Origin of the sequence: Paenibacillus sp. 32O-W (genome assembly GCF_007679495.1) — a bacterium.
Lineage (GTDB): Bacteria > Bacillota > Bacilli > Paenibacillales > NBRC-103111 > Paenibacillus_L > Paenibacillus_L residui.
Map to the genome: position 1 here is coordinate 17429 of NZ_VEGP01000045.1, position 20601 is coordinate 38029.

Sequence of the window (20601 nt, forward strand, 5' to 3'; positions counted from 1 at the left end):
GTAGCTCATTGTCATACGAACCAAACTATTCAGTTGTAGTACCCATGTATAACGAGGAAGAGGTCATACTCCGTACCTACCGCCGTCTTAAGGGAGTGATGGACGGGACGGGAGAGCCCTATGAGTTCGTGTTTGTCAATGACGGGAGCCGGGACCGGTCTGCGGAGATCGTGAAGGAGCTGTGTCAGACGGACCCGAACGTGAGGCTGATCGATTTCTCGCGCAATTTCGGTCATCAGGTTGCCATAAGCGCCGGAATGGATTATGCCCAAGGCAAAGCGGTGATCGTCATCGACGCCGACCTTCAGGATCCTCCGGAAGTCATTCCGGACATGATCCGCAAATGGAAGGAAGGCTACGATGTCATCTACGGCAAGCGATTGAAGCGCAAGGGAGAGACGGTCTTTAAGAAAACGACGGCATTGATGTTCTACCGCCTTCTCCGCAGCCTGACCAGTGTTGATATTCCGGTAGATACGGGCGATTTCCGCTTGATCGACCGCAAAGTTTGCGACGCCTTGTCGGGCCTGAAGGAGAAGAACCGGTTCATCCGCGGGATGGTCAGCTGGGTGGGCTTTAATCAAACTTCAGTAGAATATGTCCGGGAAGAGAGAGCCGCCGGGGAAACCAAATATCCGCTTAAGAAAATGATCCGGTTCGCCCTGGACGCCATCACCTCGTTCTCTTATAAGCCTCTTAAGCTGGCCACATATATCGGTTTTGTCCTGTCGCTTTCCAGCTTCCTGTATTTGCTGATCGTTCTGTATCAGAAGCTGTTTACGAATTCGACGGAACCGGGGTGGGCTTCGATTATCGCAATCAACCTGTTCTTCAACGGGATTGTCCTGCTGATGCTTGGCGTCATCGGCGAGTATATCGGCCGGATCTATGATGAGTCCAAGAACCGGCCTCTCTATATTGTTAAGGAAACCAAAGGATTCGGCACGAAGAAGGGGAGTACGGAGGATGATCGCTAAAGGAAATCGGCAGAGCCTTGTCCAATTCATTAAATTCAATCTGGTCGGGGTTCTGAACACGCTCGTTGATTTTGCTTTGTTCACCTTGCTCATCTATGTCGGAATGCACTATTTGGCTGCACAGTGCATCGCTTATGCCGGCGGAGTGACGAACAGCTATTTATGCAATAAAAAATGGACCTTCGCTAACGGCAGCCGGACGACCGCAGCCCAATTTGCCCGTTTTGCGGCGGTCAACGGGGTTTCCTTCGCTCTGTCCCTCGTCTTGCTGTACTTGTTGGGCGAACGGTTCGGAGTCCACCCTCTGGCCGCCAAGGTAGGTGTGACCGCCATTACGATGATAGTCAATTTCACCGGCACCAAGCTGTGGGTATTCCGCAATGAAAGCCGTTCATAAAGAGCGAAACTTTCTGCCGGAATCCATCGTCTAATAATCGTAAGTGAGCGTGCATCCGCAAGTCCGGCGAACAAGGAAGGAATAATCTCCGTGGATCATGGCGTTGGTCCTGCGGAATGTGGCGCAGATGAAATAGGACGGACGGCGATAAAATCGTATTTTCTTTTTCACGTTTTTCTTGTAAACTGTAATTTGTGTGCCTGCCGGATAGGTTGGAAATGGATGAATTTGGTAGAAAATGTCGGAAATTTAATCTTTTTGTAACAGATTTGTGATTTGGCCGATGTACCATGTATAGCAGGTTGTTTGCTCAGCAATACAGCAAGAAAAACGTGAAACGGGGTTAATCCATGTCAGATTTAAATTTAGCTCCGAGGTCCAAGAAACGGTCGCTTCCGCTCTACGCGAAAATAATAATTGGCCTTGGACTCGCCCTTATATCTTTGATTGTGGCTGCAGGAGTTTATGCGAATTATATTTATCAAAAAGCAAACGATGTAATTGATGACGTCGGGGTAGAAGAGCATGTTCCCCCGGAGGAATCGGCTAAGGTCAAGCCGTTGACGGTAATGCTGATGGGGATTGACCATCGCAAGGAAACCGGAAGCATGAATACGGATGTCATCATGGTGGTTTCCCTCAATCCGGAACGGAAGTCCGCCACGGTCGTCTCTATTCCGCGGGATGTTCAGCTCACGCCGGATGGTCTCCCTCACCGGAAAGCGAACTATTATTATCCTCATTTTTATTTGCAGGATAAGGAGACGGCTTTCGCCAAGACGAAGGAGCTGTTCGGCGAGTATTTGGAAGTGCCGATCGACTACATGCTGACCATTGACTTTAACGGTTTCGTTAAAGCCATTGATGAGCTGGGCGGACTCACCATCGATGTAGATATGGATATGTGCTATAAAGATTCGTATGACGGAACGAACATTAATCTGAAGAAGGGCACGCAGTTGCTGAACGGCAAGCAGACCTTGGACTTTGTCCGTTATCGGAAGTCAAGCAATAGCTGTTCCGTTAGAACGGCGGAATCGACAGACTTTGCAAGAAATATGCGGCAGCAGCAAGTGTTGGATAAAATGTTCGGAAAACTAAAATCGTTCTCCGGTTTAACGAAGGTAGGCCAACTGATCGAGGCTGTCGGAGAAGAGATGAAATCCGATATTCCAAGCTCACAAATTCGGGACTTCCTTGAGAAATACTACAACATCGATAGAGGGAATATTAAATATGTTCACCTGGAAGGGGATTGGGTCAGCCCTTATATTATCGTGAAGGATGAAGATATCGACCAGGCGAGAAACGCGTTGAAGGAAGAACTGGGCATCAAGGCTTCCGCCCACCCGTCTTCCTCGCCAGGGGTAACTCCTTCCGGGACACCCAAGCCGGGCAGCACAAGCAAGCCGGGTGCAAGCCCTGGCGCAAAGCCTAATGCAACACCAACACCCAGCCCGAAGCCTAATGCAAGCAAACAACCGTCCTCGGTTACGAAAGATACCTACGGACAAGGGAAGAAGTAAATACAAATCAGCAAAGCGGCCGATCTTTCGGCCGCTTCTGACATTTTCCATGCAAACAGTCCTTTAAGGCTTGAACCAAATATCCTTGAACTGAACCCACTCCAGAGAGTCCAGAGAAATTCCTTTCACCGAAGGATGATAGACGGTTTTGAGATGCTTCTGATAGAGGAAGAGAAGAATATCATCGGTCTTGAGCCGCTCTTCCAGCTCAAGCAGCAGAGCGGATCGGCGGCTTGCGTCCGGTTCCAGGGTCAATTCCCGGATTTTGTTAGCCAGCAGGTCCGCGACAGCTCCTGCCGAATGCTGAAGGATACTTTGATATAAATCAATCAATCGCAGCTCCGTATCTCTATCCAGCATGATCGAGAACAGGATCAGATCATGGCGGAGCCGATCCTCCCCTTGAAACTGCTCCAAAGGAAGAAGAGTCAGCTCCACCCGAATCCCGGACTCCCGGCAGACTTTCTGAAACAGCCTGGCATCGTTCTCGTACTGGGGAATAGTGCAGAGGCTCAGCATCTCCCCGTTATATCCCGCTGCCCGCAATTGTTCCGAAGCCTCTTCACCGTTCACTTCCTTATATTCGCCTTCGGCCTTATGCAGAAAGCCGTCCGCCGGATAGATTACATCGCCGGCGAGTGAATCCAGTATACGTTTCCGGTTCACGGAAGAGAAGATGGCCTTGCGCAGAAGCTTTCTCTGGAGAGGGCCTTCTTTCAGCATATTCCAGGTAATGAATTTGCAGGTGGTTCCCTGATGCTTGACCTGGTTCCACCCGCCTGCCGCCTTATCGGGCAGACGGAAGTTGTGTATGATTTGAAAGCTGTCCAGCTTATTCTGATGCGGATCATGTAAATCGGGCAGCTTCCATATTTCGACCCGGTCCAGATGAGCCCTTCCTTGAAAGTAGAAAGGAAAAGCTTCGAGTACGCACATATTATGATCGTTCTGCGTCAGTTTGAACGGCCCTGTCCCGACAGGCATCCTTTCGAATGCCGTAGCGGATTGCTCGCCTATGTCTTCAGGGACGATAGAGGCTCTGCTGGTGCATAGAAACGGAAGAAATAATTCGTTCTTCCGCTTTAACCGAACGATTAATGTCGTGGCATCGGAAGCGGAAGCTTCCTCAATATCGCTGTAAATCCAGCGGTAGAGTGATTTTTCTTCCAGCTTGCGAAGCCGGTTAAGGGAATAGGCAGCATCCTGGGCCCTCATTTCCCGGCCGTGGTGGAACAGAATCCCTTTGCGCAGATAGAAGGTCCATTGCGTTCGGGCAGCATCGGTCTCCCAGGCGTGGGCTAAATGTGGCTCGATTTCGCCGGTCAGCGGATGGCGTCGTACCAAGCTGTCGAACAGCTGGCTGACCAGATGCAGCTCGCTGGCATAACGAATATAAATAGGGTCCAGCGAATAGATCGGCTGGCTCATTGGGAAGCGGAGGGTATCGACAGGGAAACCGGCGCCGTTTTCTTTCGAATAACCAAAGTAGCTGTACAGCCAGTCATGGAAGGTTTCCTTCAGGCTGGAGGGAAGCAGTGGAGAATGGATTTGCTCCAAAGCCCCTTTCAAATCTTTCTTCTCCACCAGTTGTTTCGCTGCGTGCAGCGCCATTTCTTCCACAGGCTTCAAGAAGGTCAAGGTTGACCGTTTCCCCCTGCCGCGCTCGGGCCTCCAGTCCAGCCAACCGGCTTCGCTCATCCGCTTAAGAATAAGAATGACATTGCGGTGGGTGCATTCCAAAGCGTCGGCCAGCTCATCCAGCTTAACCTCAATCGGTTCCCCTTCGCTAATATGGGCGTACATTTGCCTCCATTTTAAATAATGCCGGGTCATGATCATTTCCGTCCCTCCTGTTTCCAATGAGCTGTAGCTTCCCGCAGTCAGAATAAAATGTGAAATTATGAAAAAAAACTTGCTCTTTTTCTTCTTATTTTACAAGGTACAATAAAAAGTATAAAGCCCAAGGGGAACTAAATGAGACAGGAGGGAAAGAAAAGATGAAATGGAACGCATATTGGGGTAAGCAGGCCGCCGCGGTGTTGATGCATTTGCCGGAAGAAGATGAGAGGACAGTCGAGTACACCGTGCTGAATCTGGCTAAAATTGTTTATGGTTTGGATGGCCGTTCGGCGGCCACCCGAGCAGCGGCAGGCCAATATGCCCTGTCGGTTCTGCCTGCGCATTGGCACAAGCTTATTCGGGAGGCGCTCAGGATCAACAAAATTCGTTCATCCGTCTCGTATTACGAATCCAAGAAGGCCCGCGCTGAAGAGCTGCGCCGGTTTGTTCAGTATATCCTTCAATATTGCGAGAACCATCCCAAAGCCGGGGAGCGGTCTCCTATGAGGGAGACCGCCGACAGAGCATGACATGAATTTTTATTCCTGATGGCCGCTGCTTCCGTCGATGGACGGCGGCAGTTCCATCGTATATTCCAATGATATAGCGGCGACCGGACGTCCGTGCTTATTTTCTATTTTGCTGATGCTGACAGGTTTAAAACCGAGCTTGGTATACAACAGAAGTGCCGGGAGGTTGTTGTGATGGCAGACAAGGACGATTCTGGGAATCCGGTACTTATCGCGGGCGATGCCGATCATGGTGCGGAGCAGGTAGGCTCCGGCGCCTCGACCACGAAGAGAAGGATCTATAATGACGTTACCGATGTGACAGACTTCTCCGGGCTGCAGTAAATAAAAGTTGGCAAATCCCGCCACCCTGTTGTCCAGCAAAATGACGGTCGATTCATAGCGTTTCGCAATCGCAATTCGCAGCTGCTCCTTCGTTAAAGGGTAATCGCTTGCCGGAAACATAAAGAACAATTCCTTCTCATTGCTAGGAAACCGGCATATGGTATCCAAATCCTCTTCCTTGACGGGGCGGTTGGCGAACATTTCGCATTCCTCCTTGTCTGCTGATCATCCTCTTCAGAATCCAGCCGAGTATTTTGTTCTCCTGCGGCTGAAGTCATACGCGGGAACTCTTCCGCTTCGCATGAACCCGACTTTGTTAAAGGATTCTACTGAACCTGGCCCTTTTCCTTCTTCAACATTATATTTCAGGAGGCCGCAGCCAATTAACCAATATTCCGGTTGGCCGGTGTGTCAGCAAACATACATACAGATAACGGTGCCGAGAAGCTAAGCCATGGTCAAAAAAGGTTTTCCAAAATTATGGTAATTTTAAGATTGTTACACGAGGAATCCGGTACAATGGGAAGAGGTAGGTTGGCTTGCCCGAGTGGAGGGAACAAGCCGTGAACAGTTTAGGAGGGTTAAGGGTTGTCTCATACGATATTGGTAGCCGATGATGAAGAGGAAATCAGGGAACTGCTCTCTTTATATATGGAGAAGGAACGGTTCAAGGTGCTGGAGGCGGCTGACGGCCAGGAGGTTCTGAAGCAGCTTAGCGAGCATTCCGTCGATTTGATTCTGCTGGATATTATGATGCCGAATATGAATGGATTGCAGGCTTTGAGAGAAATCAGGAAAACAAAGTACATCCCCATTATCTTGCTATCGGCCAAAGGGGAGGATAACGATAAAATATTGGGATTGGGTCTTGGAGCGGATGACTATATCGCCAAGCCTTTCAATCCTCTGGAGGTGACGGCCAGGGTCGGCGCCCAGCTTCGCAGATACTATAAATTCGGCATGGCAACCGGGGAATCTGAGGATGTCAGGCTTCTCCGATCGGGAGATTTGATACTGGATAAAGAAAGCTGTGTCGTCAGCCGAAACGGAGTAGAGGTACCTCTTACCTCCATGGAATACAAGATGGTTTTGCTGCTAATGGAGAACCCCGGCAAGGTGTTTACAAAGCGCAAAATATTCGAGTCCGTATGGGAAGAGATGTATTATGGCGATGACAATACGATCATGGTCCATATCAGCAAAATACGGGAGAAGCTTGAGGAAGATCCGCGCCATCCGGTGTATATCAAGACAGTCCGCGGTATCGGCTATAAATGGGAGAAGCAGGTGCCGTAATGAAGGCCAGGAAAATATACCCTACATTGATGTGGAATTACCTCATGATTATTCTTATTACGTCACTTGTCGTCATTACCAGCTTTGTGTATGTCGGTTATTTAATCTATCAGAGCATCGAATCCAATACTATTCCCATGATTAAAGCGGAAGATATCGTCCGGAGCGATTATCATAATATCCAGCTCGGTGAGGCGGAAGAGCTTGGAGGCTGGGCAGAAATTATTAACGAATCCAACGAAGTGATTCATGTCATCGGAGAGAAGAAGGATTCCGTCGAGAGATATACCGTTTCCGAGCTTTACCGCCTTCTCAGTTATTCGCGAGACAAAGATGTCTATGCGTCAGCGGCTTCTTTTGAAACAGAGGACGGGGCTGTCTATTCCTTGCTGGTGAAGGTTCCCAAGGAGGCGATTAATGGGGCAATTGATTTAATGAAAAACTCCGATCAAGCCCTTAACAAAGTAGCGCTTCATCTGCTATTCTCTATTCTCGCTATTCCCGTGCTTTTAATGTTGATCGTATTTATTTATACATTTTGGACCGCGAAACGGATAAGCCGGCCTCTGCAGACTATCGCCAAGGGTCTGACCCGAATGGTTGGAGGAAATTACGCTACGAGAATAGACCTGAAAGCAGTGCCGGAGTCGGAAATCGGGCAAATCCGGGATGCCTTCAATGTCCTTTCGGAAAGACTTGAAAATAGCGAGCGGGAGAAAAAAAGACTGGAAGAAAGCAAGCAGCGTATGCTGATAGATTTGTCCCACGATCTGAAAACTCCGATGACTACTATACAAGGGTATGCCAAAACTCTGTCAGAGCCCATTGAAATTGATGAGGAGAAGAAGAAGCGCTATTTAAAGATTATCTATAACAAATCCGTAAGAATGACCGCTCTGATCGACTCCATGTTCGAACTGTTGAAATTGGATGCACCGGATTTCCATTTATCGCTGCAGCGCAAAGATTTTGCCGACTTTATGCGGGAGATGGTCGCGGAGCATTATGAGCAATTGGATGAAAAAAGGCTGGATATCCAGGTGGACCTGCCCCATGAGAGCATCATGCTGGCTTTTGATCAGCACCATATGAGTCGGGTCGTAGCGAATCTGCTGACCAATGCGGCTAAGTACAATCCTCCGGGAACGAAACTGCGAATTGCTTTGTGGCAGGAGGAAGGATCCGTTGTCTTGGAAATAGCCGATAACGGCAGAGGGATTTCGGACAAGCTGAAAGCGACTTTGTTCGATCCGTTCGTCCGTGGGGATGATGCGAGATCTACGGCGGGAGGCAATGGCCTAGGGCTGGCTATCGCCTATAAAATCGTCCAGAAGCATGGAGGGATGCTGTTCCTGACTTCCAGCAGCACAGAGAAGACGATCTTCTCCATCCGTCTTCCTCTTAATGAACAAAAGAGCGGATAAATTTTTGTGAACCGTACCGTAAAGGTGCGGTTTTTTGGTTGCATGCCGATTTAAGACAAAGGTTAGCTCATCTAAAGATTCTGTTAAGGCCTGATAAAGATGGATGAAGTATGATGTCTGTAAATCTTATCAATAGTCTGGACAGGAGCGAATGGATATGAAGATGGACGCTGATCAGAGGCCGATGCCCAACAACGAACGTCAACCTATTCTCGATATTCATAATGTGTCCAAAAAGTTAGGGAGCCGTCAGATTATCCGGAATCTGAATCTGCAAGTTTATCCCGGAGAAGTGGTCGGCTTGCTCGGACCGAACGGGGCAGGCAAAACAACGCTTGTCCGCATGATTGTCGGGTTAATATCGACAACATCCGGCAGGATTGCAATTGCAGGTCACGATATTTCCCGGGAAAAGGTGAAGGCGTTAAGATATGTGGGCGCAATTGTCGAAAACCCGGAAATGTATAAATTTTTGTCAGGATATGATAATCTGCTTCATTATTCGAGAATGGCTCCGGGAGCGGATAAATACAGAATCGGGTACTTAAGCAAGCTCGTCGGGCTGGAATCCCGCATTCGCGATAAGGTTAAAACTTATTCGTTAGGCATGAGGCAGAGACTGGGGATCGCGCAAGCTTTGCTGCACCGTCCCTCCTTGCTGCTGCTGGATGAGCCGACCAACGGGCTGGATCCGGCAGGGATCCGCGAACTGAGAGATTATTTGAAAAAGCTCGCTCATGAAGAAAACGTGGCGGTTGTCGTCTCCAGCCATCTGCTGTCGGAAATGGAATTGATGTGCGACCGGGTGGCCATTATACAGGACGGAGCGATTAGGGATGTCCCAACCATTGTTCATAGCGTCGCTGTCGGAACTACAGAGCAGGTCACGGTTATGTTTAATATCGACCGTCCCGATTTGGCGAAAAATACGATAAAGGCTGGCTATGCCGATATGAAGGTCGAGGATGATCCGGCTGGAATTCGGGTAACTTCGGAGATCGGGCAGATTCCGTCCTTGAATGAATGCTTGGTCGTTGCCGGTGTCAAAGTGTATGAGATCCGAATTTTGGCAAAAAATTTGGAAGATAAATTCCTCGAAATCACAAGCACGGGGAATACGCTTCGGGAGAAAATAGGGGAGGGGAACCGGAAATGAATCTATGGCCGCTCATTCAAAATGAAAATATGAAAATATACAAAAGAATTCGCACCTGGATTTTCATAGGGCTGCTTGTTGGAGTGGCCATTGCCGTCTCGTTCCTTCCCTCGGCCGATAAGAATGATGAATGGTGGAAGCAGCTTAATGAAGCGAACAGCAGCTTGACTACAATGCTGGAAGATCCCTCTCTCTCCGATTTTGACAAGCAAAAGTTAAGGAACGAAATAGCCATTAACGAGTATAGGCTGAACTATAATCTTCCACCCGATGATTCGACTCTATGGGGAACCGTTCGGGATTACACGTTATTCATTTCATTCATTACTTTATTTACGGTCATTATCGCTTCGGATAGTGTGGCCAGAGAATATTCCTGGGGGACGATGAAGCTGTTGCTGATTCGCCCCGTGTCCAGATCACGCATTCTTCTTGCGAAATATTTATCCGTCCTTATGTTCGCGGTTTTCCTGCTGATTCTACTATTTGTCGTCTCCGTATTGGTTGGAGGGTTTAAATTCGGATTCTATGAAGCCTTTTCCCCTTATCTGTACGTAGCGAACGGCGAAGTCAAGGAAGGCTCCATTCTGCTGCATCTTCTTCAAATCTACGGGCTTAAATCCGTCCATCTGCTGATGATTGTCACTTTCGCCTTTACGATCTCTACACTGTTCAAGAACGGAACGCTGGCTGTCGCTTGTGCCATTGTACTCATGTTTACAGGGAATGCGCTCGTTCTCTTCTTCAGCGGCTATAGCTGGGTGAAATACTTGCTGTTCACCCATACCAATCTGCTTCCTTATCTGGAGGGCAGCGCACCTATGGAAGGATTAACGCCGAGCTTTTCCATTCTCATGTTGACTCTTTATTACCTGTTATTTATTGCACTTTCCTGGATTGTCTTCTCTCGAAGGGATGTGCGAAGCTGATATCGGCTATAGTTTATCCAGGTCTTGCAGCAAGCTGCGGATAGCATCGGGGTCCGGCTTTCCATTCTTTTTGAACCGGGTCAGCTTGTCATTAAGCAACTGGCCCAACCGCTCGTAATACTCATAAGATTCTGAAGTGGAAGGGTCAAACCAGACATAAGAATCGTCGTTAGAGCTGTTGCGAAGGTAGGGGCGATTCCACTGCTCGGGATAATGATACCCCTGTTCTCCGAGAACGATAGCCAATGCGTCGTCATGACCTATGGGCATGAAGTGATAATAAGTTTCCTTGTGACCGCCTTCCGATACATTCAAATGAATATAGTGATACATCAGGTAGTGTTCGCCGGTCTCTTTATCCTTGAGAAGCTCATAGGCTTCGGTTTCGTTCTCTTCCAGCTTCCTGGCCGTTTCCAATCTATGCTCCAATATAGTATGCGGAACTCGTTTCAGGTCGGTTAATGAATTACTCATTGTCGGCATCCTTTCGAAAAGATAGAGGTAATGCAATTATAGCATACGCATATAACCCAAACGGGCTTTCCTACTCTCACCTCATGAGTTGAACTAATCCTCATTTTAAAGACAACCTTACAAACCGGGTTCATCTAGGGGGGAATCCTCAGATAAGCCACCTTTACCTCCAAACCATAAATTAGCATATAGGAATCATAAGTTAGTCCATTGGATTGGGCGGAAGGTTTTGGTAGTGTTCAAATTGTAAACGCTATCAAAATTAAAGCGAAAGGTGAGGATGAATCGTGTCTTGGACAAATCGATTAAGTCTGTGTCTGGCGGTTTTGCTTATGCTGACGCCATGGCTGCCGGCCGGCGGTGGCGGGATGTCGACAGCAAGAGCAGCGGAAACCGAAATGAACGTCAATTTGGCCATGGGGAAGCCGGCCTATTCAAGCAGCAAGACAAGCGACCGGGAAGCGGAGAAAGCCGTGGACGGCAATCCGACAACTTACTGGCAGCCACTTGCGGCAGACCGGCAGGATATGAATGTATGGCTCTATGTGGATTTGGGGCGGCAGGAAACTTTCAACAAAACGGTCATTCAATTTAAAGCGGGCCGGTTCGCAGAATATAAGATTCAATATTCGGATGACGGTGTGGAATGGAAGGATGCCTTCGTCAAAAACGGGAGTATCGGAAGCCTGGAAAATATAATGTTCGAAGAGGTGACGGGACGATACGTCAAACTCGATCTTTCCTTGGCGAGCGATAACAACGTTCAAGTGGCGGAGTTCGAGGTTTATAACTTCGATGGGCAAATCAATCCGGAACCGGACAATTTGCAGAGCGTTTATTTTGTGAATGAGCAAGGTCAAAGATATAAGCTTAACGATCAGATTGAGATGACGAAAGATGAAGTACTGACTCTTAAAGCAAAAGCGAGGCTGAATACAGGGGAAGAGGTTGATTTGGAGCATATTCCAAAGAAATTTTATACCTCTGCTGTGCAGAGTGCCACTATCGACCAGAACGGCGTCGTTACCGCTCTTCAAGCGGGTGCAAGCCAGGTATTTGTAGAAGTGCCGGTGCAAGGGGGGGGACTGATAAACGAAGATTTGTGGATTGTGGTCAAAGATCCGGAGGAATTTCATGCGGAAGCTCTAATCGCCGTGACGGACCTGACCCATCCCCGCATGAAAATCGAAATCGGCCAGCCGGCCGTTATCGTACCTGGGGATGTGTACCCGGAAATTCCGGTTAGAGCGAACGTAGATGCCTCGATCAGCATGGAGGTTCAAGTTAACGGAAGCACGATCGTCGGCCCGAGTAATCCAGTTGCATTTGCCAAAGGGGAGGAGAAGGCGCTAACCATTCCCGGTACGGCCGATGTTCCGGGACAGTATACGGTGAAGCTGAAGATAGAAGCAGGCGGGGAAATCTACTATGATGCTTTCTACTTCACTGTATTGGAAGCTGATGCCGTACCGGCCGGTCAGAGCAGCGTTGCTTTTCTTAATGACCAAGGAAAGATGGTATATGTGCCGGATTATAAAGGCAATCAAATCCTTGATTTTTCCAATAGCGGCTATATGGGCGGAGGAGTCCGGCTGCCTGATGTTCAAGCGAGAATAGCTTTGGAACCGGGAGAAGGAGACGATACGGCCAGGATCCAGGAGGCTATCGACCAGGTCTCGTTAATGCCGGTCGGTCCGGACGGATTCCGCGGCGCAGTTTTATTGAAGCAGGGCACATTCCGTGTTGCCGGGACACTTAATATTCACACAGGCGGTGTCGTGCTCCGTGGGGAAGGCAAAGGCGAGGACGGAACGATTATTCTCGGAACGGGTAAGGCTGCAAGAAATTTGGTCGTCATCGGCCCCAACACGGCTCCGGTGGTAGATAACGGAAGCAGCGTGGAAATTACGGATTTATTCGTGCCTTCCGGTTCGCGGACCTTCCACGTGAAGGATGCTTCCGGCTATCAAGTAGGCGATACGGTGATGGTACGCCGGGTAGGCAACAGCCGTTGGATTCACGAAATCGGAATGGATCATATATATATGAGGCCCGGAGGCAGCGGCACGAATCAGTGGACGCCGTTCAATCTCGATTTTGACCGGGTTATTACAGCCATCGACGGCAATCAGATTACTGTAGATGCCCCTTTGGCAAATTCGATCGAACGCAGATGGGGCGGCGGACTGATGCTCAAATATAATGACGAGGCTCGTATCGAGCATGTCGGAGTAGAAAATATTCGCGTCGTCAGCGAGTTTGACCCCAGCATCAAGGATACTACGAATGATAACGGAAAGACGGATCCGTATTATGCGGATGAACAGCATGCGGAACGCTTCGTGGTGTTTAACAGCGTCAAGAACGGCTGGGTGAGGGAGGTTACGGGATACCACCTGTCCTATGCGCTTGTTCAAATAGGCCGCCATGCCAAATGGATAACTGTGCAGGACAGCGAACAGTACGATATGGTCAGTATCATTACAGGCGGCCGGAGATACAGCTTTTATATACAAGGCCAGTTGAACCTGGTTCAGCGCACCTATGCGGAAACCTCGAGACATGCTTTTGTCTTTGACAGCCGTGTTCAGGGTCCGAATGTGTTCCTCGACAGTCAATCCACGAAGGATTACAATACGAGCGAACCGCATCACAGATGGTCCGTAGGCGGTCTATTCGATAACATAAGCGCACGGATCAATATACGTGACCGTGCATGGCTTGGCAGCGGACACGGCTGGTCTGGAGCCAACTATGTAACCTGGAATACCGAAGGAGGATTGGTCTCCCAACAGCCTCCGACTGCGCAGAATTATGCAATCGGTCATATTCCGAACAATGACGGCATTAACGTGTCTCCTCTTGTTCCGAGTTCCTATGATCCGCGCCCGAGAAACAATGGATTTTGGGAGCATGAAGGTATGCATGTCACTCCGGGAAGCCTGTATAAGCAGCAATTGAAGGAGAGACTGGGGACGGAAGCTTTGGAAAACATCAAGCGCACTCCGGTAGGGGGCGGCGACCTGGATGTACCGGATTCCGATTTCGGCGACCTGCCACTGCTGAAGGAAATTTTGGTAAACGGCGAAGCGCTGCCGGGTTTCTCCCCGGACAAATTCGATTATACTTATGAATTGCCGGTAGGTACGCAAGAGGTACCGCAGGTTGCGGCGAAAGGCCAGCCCGGCAGCACCGTTGAAGTGACTCAAGCGGGATCGCCCAATGGTAAAGCGGTCATTACCGCGCGGAGCGAAGAGGAAAATGCTTTCGTCCAATATACGGTCCAGTTCAAGTCGCTGGAAGTGTATGGGGATATTCCCCCTAATTTGACGGTCTATCCAATTATGACAGCACGGGCAAGTGACTCGCATAAAGATTATCCGCCGGAAAACGCCATTGACAAGGAGCTGGGAACCCGCTGGGCCGGCAAAGGGGAGCAGTGGATCGAATTTGATCTCGGCCAGGAGAGATTGATTTCCTATGTTCTGATGGCTCAATTCCAGTACTTGAAATATAAATTTGATATTGAGTTATCGACTGACGGAAATCAGTGGACCAAGGTGTACAGCGGCGAGAGCAGCGGATTAACGGAGCTTCTGGAAGGATACCCGATACCGGACACTTATGCGCGGTATTTGAGAGTGGTAGGTCATGGCAACAACAAGGATGCCTGGAATAATGTCAACGAGATTGTTATTGCCGGCGATGTGCCTTCCATTAGACTGCTCGGCCCGAATCCGATGTATCTTGAATTGCATCAACCGTATGTTGAACCCGGATACAAGGCGGTAAGTTCCACGGACGGGGATTTGACCGAACAGGTTAGCGTTACGGGTACGGTTTATACGGATAAACCGGGACGGTATTCCTTGAACTATAATGTACAGAACAGTAAAGGCTACTGGGCGGATACGGTAACGAGGACAGTCTATGTAAAGGACCCGACAGACCCGACAGACCCGACAGACCCGACGGACAAGACAGACCCGACGGACCCGACAGACCCGACAGACCCGACGGACCCGACAGACCCGACAGACCCGACGGACCCGACAGACCCGACGGACCCGACAGACCCAACGGATCCGACTCCGAGACCGGGACCGGTAGGCGGTTTCCTGCCTCTAACTTATAAATGGCAGGATGTCCTCTCGGAAAGCGTTTCGGGAGAACAAGTAACGGTCCGGTTGCATGTGGACCGGTTGAAGAGATTCCTGGATACGAAGCCTGATTCGGCCCCATATCTGGATATTCAAGCTGAGGCAAGCGGAAAGCAATTGACGGTCGAACTGACCGGTGAAATCGTCCGGCTGCTGGCCGAATGGAATCGTTCTGCCGTACTGAGAATCGATTCAGGATTCGCGGCTTATTTGCTTCCGGTTAAACTGCTGGATGATCCTGCTATAGCCAAACAGCTTCAAGCCGAGTCTGATGAAGTAGCTTTTGAAATTCAATTGAGCTTGGCTGCCGAGAAGACTACCGCATCGTTAAAACAGCATTTGCTAAGTCGAGGGATCGAGCAGAAGGCGGATGTCGTGCAATTCGGCATTAGGGCAGCTGCAGAGGGAAGAAGTCTGGAGCTTGACCATTTCGGAGAATATGTTCATCGTTCCATAACGATGTCCAGCGAGCAGCCGGACTTCCATCGCTCCACGGTCATTTTATATGATCCGCTGGATTCCGGCCTGTATTTTGTTCCGTCTGTCTTCAAGAAAACAGACGATGGGTGGAAAGCGGAATTCCAAAGAACCGGCAACAGCTTCTATACGGTAATCAGTCAAGACAGGATGTTCGCAGATATGGAAGGGCACTGGGCTTGGAATGAGGTAGCTCTTCTGGCAAACAAGCAAATTGTGGATGGAATGACTGAAAGGGAGTTCGCTCCGGATGCACGTATAACACGTGCCCAATTTACCGCCTTATTGATTAGGGCGCTAGGGTTGTCCGGTGCAGAGGATGGACAAGATTTGCGCTTTACCGATGTGGCCGCCGGAGATTGGTTTGCCCGGACGGTTGCAGCAGCGGCACAGCACCAACTGGTTGAAGGATACGAAGACGGAAGCTTCCGTCCGGACCAGACTGTCACACGGGAGGAGATGGCCGTCTTGATGAGCCGCGCATTAAAATTTGTCGGCGGCCCGGAACTGGAGACGTCCGTAAGCAATGCGCCCGATTTTAGGGATGCGGTGCAGATTGGGGCCTGGGCTCAATCGGCCGTGGAACAATTAGCTGGAATCGGTTTGATTCAAGGAAAATCTCCGGGCTTCTTCCAACCACAGGATAATGCTACAAGAGCAGAAGCGGCTGCCATGCTGAAACGGCTGCTGGTGCATGTCAACTTCATTAACTAGCGCATGCAGGTGAATTCGCGCAAGCGGTCGCGGGGCAATAAGGTCTGGGATCGCTACGGCATGCCGTCCAATCGAAGCTTCTGGCCCGGACTTGCTCTGCTCGCCCCTGCGATAGTGGGAACGGACATTGCGGCCATTCTCGCGCTGTCGTTCGGTTCCCCTCGAAAATCGGTGCTTATATGGATGACGGCCAGCCTGGCGATATGGACAATGCTGTTGGCTTATGGTACGGTCTACGGGCTGTCCTTTGTCGAGTATTTCCGCCGGGAGGAGAATGAAAGCCTACGGAACTGAGAGGCGTTATTCAACGAAATATCGCCATTCTTTAAAGTTAACGGAACTGTACGCCGTTATTGGCTGGAATTCGCGAAGTATTGCCATCGAAATAAGTAAATAACGGTACTGAGTTCCATTAGGATTACAATACGGCCAAAATCAATGAAATAAGGTCGCTGACTTCCGCTACTGTCACAACAAATTTCCAAACGGGGCTGCCCATTGGCCATCTTCGATGGCTTTCGGGACAGCCCCTTTATTATGTCCAATCGAAGCTTCCGGCCCAAATAAGCTGAGTCCGGACGGTTGCATGCAATCGCAAAATCGCTGTAATTGATTCCATCTGCCGCCAATCGTAAAAAAACACAACTCAGGGAGGATAACTCCATTGTCTCTGATGCCGCTTTCAGAGTAAGATCAGCCATATGAGAACTTCAGTTTAATGGGGGGAGAGGTGCAGATGGCTAGCAAAATCCAGCCTTCCGATCGGGTCCAATACCGATTTGCCAACAAACGAGAGCTTTGGGGAATGGTGCGAAAATATAAAGCGCTTTACTTGCTTTCAATTCCGGGGATTATTTATTTTATTATTTTTAAATACATCCCCTTATTCGGGAGCGCCATGGCTTTTCAGAATTATAATCTGTTCAAAGGGTTTTGGGGAAGCGAATGGGTCGGGTTGGCACATTTTAAACGAATGTTCGCCTACGACGAATTTCTAACTATTTTCAAAAATACTTTATTGATTGGTTTGTATGATCTGTTCATCGCCTTCCCGATTCCAATCCTCCTGGCGCTGCTGCTCAACGAGATGCGCATTATTGTCTACAAAAGAATTCTGCAAACGATCGTTTACATGCCGCACTTCCTGTCCTGGGTCATAATTGGCGGAATCGCCATCGGAATTCTGTCGCCGACGACCGGAGTCGTTAACGAAATCCTCGGCCGGTTCGGGGTGGAGCCGATATATTTCCTTGGAGAAGAATCCTACATCCGCAGTATTCTGATCGGCTCCGGCATTTGGAAAGACAGCGGATGGGGAACGATCATTTACTTGGCCGCTCTGGCCGGCATTAATCCGGAACTGTATGAGTCTGCCGTCATAGACGGGGCCAATCGCTGGCGCCAAACGATTTCGATTACGATTCCATCGATTCTTCCTACGATCATGATTCTTTTCCTGCTCCACATCGGCAATTTCCTTGATTTCGGATTCGAGAGGGTTTATGTCTTCTTGAATTCCTTGAATGCGGACAAGGGAGAGATTCTCGACACCTACATCTATAGGGCCGGTCTGCTGGAGAAGCAGTACAGCTATACGACGGCCATCGGTTTATTCAAATCCGTAGTCGGACTTCTGCTGATCATGATTGGCAACACCTTAAGCAAGAAGGCAACCGGAGACTCACTTTATTAAGGCAGGTGTAGAGAAATGAAAAGAATGAGCAAGGGAGAACGAATTTTTCAGGTTTTCAATTACTTTATAATCACGCTGATCGCCTTAAGCATGCTGCTTCCAATTTTGCATGTGCTGGCTCAATCCTTAAGCGGTGAACTGGCTATTAACTCGGGAAAGGTGACGATACTTCCTGTAGATTTCACATTCGTCAACTACCAGATTGTTCTTAAAGATATGTCGGTTTGGAGAGCGTTTATGGTGAGTGTTGTCGTGACGGTGTTCGGAACCTTGTTCAATCTGGCGGCAACGGCCTCACTGGCTTATCCGTTATCCAGATCGGAATATTTGGGACGCAGGTACGTGCTCATGATGGTGCTGCTAACGTTTATTTTCAGCGCACCGCTGATTCCAAACTACTTGCTGATCCGTTCCCTGGGGATGCTCGATACTTTATGGGCGCTGATCATTCCGGGAGCCATAAGTGCTTACAATCTGTTCATCATGCGGTCATTCTTTAATAACCTGCCGGGTGAATTGATTGACTCCGGAAGGATCGATGGTGCCGGCGAGATGAGAATTCTGTGGAGCATCGTGCTTCCGCTGTCCAAGCCGGCTATGGCTACGATGGGACTCTTCTATGCCGTATCCCACTGGAATTCGTATTCCAGTGCCATGTACTATATTAACAACAGGGCCCTGTACCCGCTTCAAGTTCGTCTGCGGGAGATCGTCATTACCGATACATTCGGGGAAATGGATTCCTCCTTTGAAAATCTGGCCAATATGTCTCCAGAAGGGATGAAAATGGCGGTCATTGCGATTTCTACGCTGCCCATTATGATGGTCTATCCTTTCTTGCAGAAGTATTTCATTAAAGGAATGCTTATCGGTTCCATTAAATCGTAAAAGAACACAAGGCATAATAAAATTCCCAATACAAGGGAAGAAGAGCAAACGTTATCATTGGTAACAAGACTGGAAACGTTATCAATACAATTATAGAAAGAAGGGGTAAACATGAAAAAGGCATGGGGTCTGGCATTAGCCGGGGTTCTGGCTGTAACGACTCTCTCCGGCTGTGCCGGCGGAGGCAAGGAAGCTTCACCATCTCCCAATACGGGGGCAGGGGAGGAAAAGCCCGGCGATGCCAAGAAGGAGCCGACGAAGTTCTCGATTTCCTTCTCTACGTCCGGGAACCCATATTTGGAGTCTTCTCCCGACATTAATAAGGACAAATGGGTATTGAAGCTGGAAGAGCTGACCAACACCGATCTTAACATTATTCCTGTGTCGCATAAGGAATTCGATCAGAAAATGAGCTTGATGTTCGCCGGTAACGACATTCCGGACGTCGTCGGAAATCTGAGAGGCGGCCCAACGACTTCATCTATGGCCGGATCGGTGGAAGCCGGAGTGTTCAGACCTCTGGACGATTTGCTGAAAGAGCATGCCCCGAATCTGATGGCCCAGGTTCCTAAAGAAGCTTGGGAAGAGACCAGCTTTGAAGGAAAAATATACGGAATTCCGCTGTGGATCTCCAATCCTTCCCGGCGTGCAACCTTCCTTCGCACCGATCTTCTGGAAAAAACCGGTTTGCCAATGCCGAAGACGGCGGACGAATTTCTCGATGTTCTGCGGGCATTCAAAGAATTGGGAGTGGAATACCCGTACCAGTTCCGAGAAAATTTCAAGTATGCCGATACTTTCCTGGGAGCTTACGACGTGCTGCCTTTCCAATTTGAACTGCAAGACGGCCAGGTCGTACCGAAATTTTTTGACGTAGAGAATATGACCAAAGCATTGGAAGCTTATAAGGCCATGTATGATGAAGGCCTGATTCCCAAAGATTTCGCAACGGTGACACAAGCCGATTACACCAAAAACATCAGTGCGGGCAAGGCGGGAATGTGGGCTGCCAATGCGGAAGGGCTGGCCGGGTTTAGAACGAAAATCAAGGAAGCCGATCCCAACAGCAGAGTGGATATTGTCGCTTCGCCGACAGGCACGGACGGCAAGGGAGGTCTTCAGCACGTTGCTGCTATTTCACAAACCTATTATATTAATAGCAAGGTGAGTGAAGAAACAGCGATCGACATCATTAAGTTCTTCGACTGGATGACGACGGAAGAAGCGGAAATGTTCTTCTCTTTCGGAATCGAAGGCGATACTTACACGATAGAAAATGGCAAGGTTAATTACAAATTCCCGGTAACCAAAGAGGAAGTGGACGAGGAAGGCTTCCGCAGCGGGAATCTCTGGATGGTTCACGACGGCACTTATAGAAAGAAATTGGCGGAATTAACCGAGGACGGCAAAGATATGCTGGACGCTTTCGATAACATTCTCGCCCACGAAGGTCGTCCGGGAATTACATTCAACCCTAGTCTGAGCAGCTTCACGAAATATCCGGATCTGGCTCCGGGCGGAGATGTCGGACCGAAGCTCATACTGGATCATATGATCAAGATGATCTACGGGAAGGAGCCAATCTCCGACTGGCCTAAAGTCATCGAGGAATATAAGGCCAAGGGCGGAGATGAAATCATTAAGGAAGCGACGGAAAGATATAAAAACAACGATGGGGTCATCGACCGCACGAAGTGATCTTCCATCGATCCCCGGGGAGAATAGTTTTACAACAGCCAAGCCCCGGGGCTATAATAGACGTGACTTCAGTACATGTGATAGTCAATCATTCGGTAT

Annotated in this window: 16 protein-coding genes; 13 read left to right on the plus strand and 3 right to left on the minus strand. The window is 49.2% G+C overall.

Features of this window, described 5'->3' with window-relative positions; translation table 11 throughout:
• Window positions 1–8: 8 nt before the first annotated feature.
• From FS806_RS17090 to FS806_RS17100, 3 genes are all read left to right on the plus strand, one after another.
• A complete protein-coding gene (locus FS806_RS17090) occupies window positions 9–977 on the plus strand; it encodes a glycosyltransferase family 2 protein (protein ID WP_225312774.1) in 969 nt (322 codons plus the stop codon).
• The gene (locus tag FS806_RS17095; protein WP_144939057.1) at window positions 967–1374 is read left to right on the plus strand and encodes a GtrA family protein; all 408 of its coding nucleotides are present in this window, start codon (window positions 967–969) and stop codon (window positions 1372–1374) included. The genes FS806_RS17090 and FS806_RS17095 overlap by 11 nt, the downstream gene beginning before the upstream one ends.
• 350 nt (window positions 1375–1724) lie before the next feature.
• Window positions 1725–2900 carry an LCP family protein gene (locus FS806_RS17100; RefSeq protein WP_144939059.1) on the plus strand — a complete coding sequence of 392 codons (1176 nt, stop codon included), beginning with the start codon at window positions 1725–1727 and terminating at the stop codon, window positions 2898–2900.
• A gap of 63 nt (window positions 2901–2963) precedes the next feature.
• Here the strand turns inward: FS806_RS17100 and FS806_RS17105 are convergent, their stop codons facing one another.
• Window positions 2964–4739 carry an ABC transporter substrate-binding protein gene (locus FS806_RS17105; RefSeq protein WP_144939061.1) on the minus strand — a complete coding sequence of 592 codons (1776 nt, stop codon included), beginning with the start codon at window positions 4737–4739 and terminating at the stop codon, window positions 2964–2966.
• 158 nt (window positions 4740–4897) lie between these two features.
• Here FS806_RS17105 and FS806_RS17110 point away from each other — a divergent pair, with 158 nt between their 5' ends.
• Window positions 4898–5269, plus strand: a complete 372-nt coding sequence (locus tag FS806_RS17110) for an aminoglycoside adenylyltransferase domain-containing protein (RefSeq protein ID WP_144939063.1) — start codon at window positions 4898–4900, stop codon at window positions 5267–5269.
• Window positions 5270–5278: 9 nt separating this feature from the next.
• Here the strand turns inward: FS806_RS17110 and FS806_RS17115 are convergent, their stop codons facing one another.
• Window positions 5279–5794: a GNAT family N-acetyltransferase gene (locus FS806_RS17115; protein ID WP_144939065.1), complete on the minus strand. Its 516-nt coding sequence runs from the start codon at window positions 5792–5794 to the stop codon at window positions 5279–5281.
• A gap of 387 nt (window positions 5795–6181) precedes the next feature.
• Here FS806_RS17115 and FS806_RS17120 point away from each other — a divergent pair, with 387 nt between their 5' ends.
• The 4 genes from FS806_RS17120 to FS806_RS17135 all read left to right on the plus strand — a co-directional run bounded on the left by FS806_RS17120 (window position 6182) and on the right by FS806_RS17135 (window position 10398).
• The gene (locus FS806_RS17120) at window positions 6182–6889 is read left to right on the plus strand and encodes a response regulator transcription factor (protein WP_144939066.1); all 708 of its coding nucleotides are present in this window, start codon (window positions 6182–6184) and stop codon (window positions 6887–6889) included.
• Window positions 6868–8313, plus strand: coding sequence for a HAMP domain-containing sensor histidine kinase (locus tag FS806_RS17125; protein ID WP_144939068.1), 1446 nt, complete (start codon window positions 6868–6870; stop codon window positions 8311–8313). The genes FS806_RS17120 and FS806_RS17125 overlap by 22 nt, the downstream gene beginning before the upstream one ends.
• A 157-nt stretch (window positions 8314–8470) precedes the next feature.
• The gene (locus FS806_RS17130) at window positions 8471–9469 is read left to right on the plus strand and encodes an ABC transporter ATP-binding protein (protein ID WP_225312775.1); all 999 of its coding nucleotides are present in this window, start codon (window positions 8471–8473) and stop codon (window positions 9467–9469) included.
• Window positions 9466–10398, plus strand: a complete 933-nt coding sequence (locus tag FS806_RS17135) for an ABC transporter permease (protein ID WP_144939069.1) — start codon at window positions 9466–9468, stop codon at window positions 10396–10398. The genes FS806_RS17130 and FS806_RS17135 overlap by 4 nt, the downstream gene beginning before the upstream one ends.
• 6 nt (window positions 10399–10404) lie before the next feature.
• Here the strand turns inward: FS806_RS17135 and FS806_RS17140 are convergent, their stop codons facing one another.
• Window positions 10405–10872 (minus strand): hypothetical protein, encoded by a 468-nt coding sequence (locus FS806_RS17140; RefSeq protein ID WP_144939071.1) that lies wholly within the window; start codon window positions 10870–10872, stop codon window positions 10405–10407.
• Between the two features lie 287 nt (window positions 10873–11159).
• Between FS806_RS17140 and FS806_RS17145 the strand changes: the two genes are divergently transcribed.
• The 5 genes from FS806_RS17145 to FS806_RS17165 all read left to right on the plus strand — a co-directional run bounded on the left by FS806_RS17145 (window position 11160) and on the right by FS806_RS17165 (window position 20502).
• On the plus strand, window positions 11160–16223 hold the full coding sequence (locus FS806_RS17145; RefSeq protein ID WP_144939073.1) for an S-layer homology domain-containing protein: 5064 nt from the start codon (window positions 11160–11162) through the stop codon (window positions 16221–16223).
• A gap of 3 nt (window positions 16224–16226) precedes the next feature.
• Window positions 16227–16517 (plus strand): hypothetical protein, encoded by a 291-nt coding sequence (locus FS806_RS17150; protein WP_222126700.1) that lies wholly within the window; start codon window positions 16227–16229, stop codon window positions 16515–16517.
• Window positions 16518–16959: 442 nt separating this feature from the next.
• On the plus strand, window positions 16960–17916 hold the full coding sequence (locus tag FS806_RS17155; protein ID WP_144939078.1) for an ABC transporter permease: 957 nt from the start codon (window positions 16960–16962) through the stop codon (window positions 17914–17916).
• Between the two features lie 15 nt (window positions 17917–17931).
• A complete protein-coding gene (locus FS806_RS17160; RefSeq protein ID WP_144939080.1) occupies window positions 17932–18804 on the plus strand; it encodes a carbohydrate ABC transporter permease in 873 nt (290 codons plus the stop codon).
• Between the two features lie 111 nt (window positions 18805–18915).
• Window positions 18916–20502, plus strand: coding sequence for an extracellular solute-binding protein (locus tag FS806_RS17165; RefSeq protein WP_144939082.1), 1587 nt, complete (start codon window positions 18916–18918; stop codon window positions 20500–20502).
• Window positions 20503–20601 lie beyond the last annotated feature (99 nt).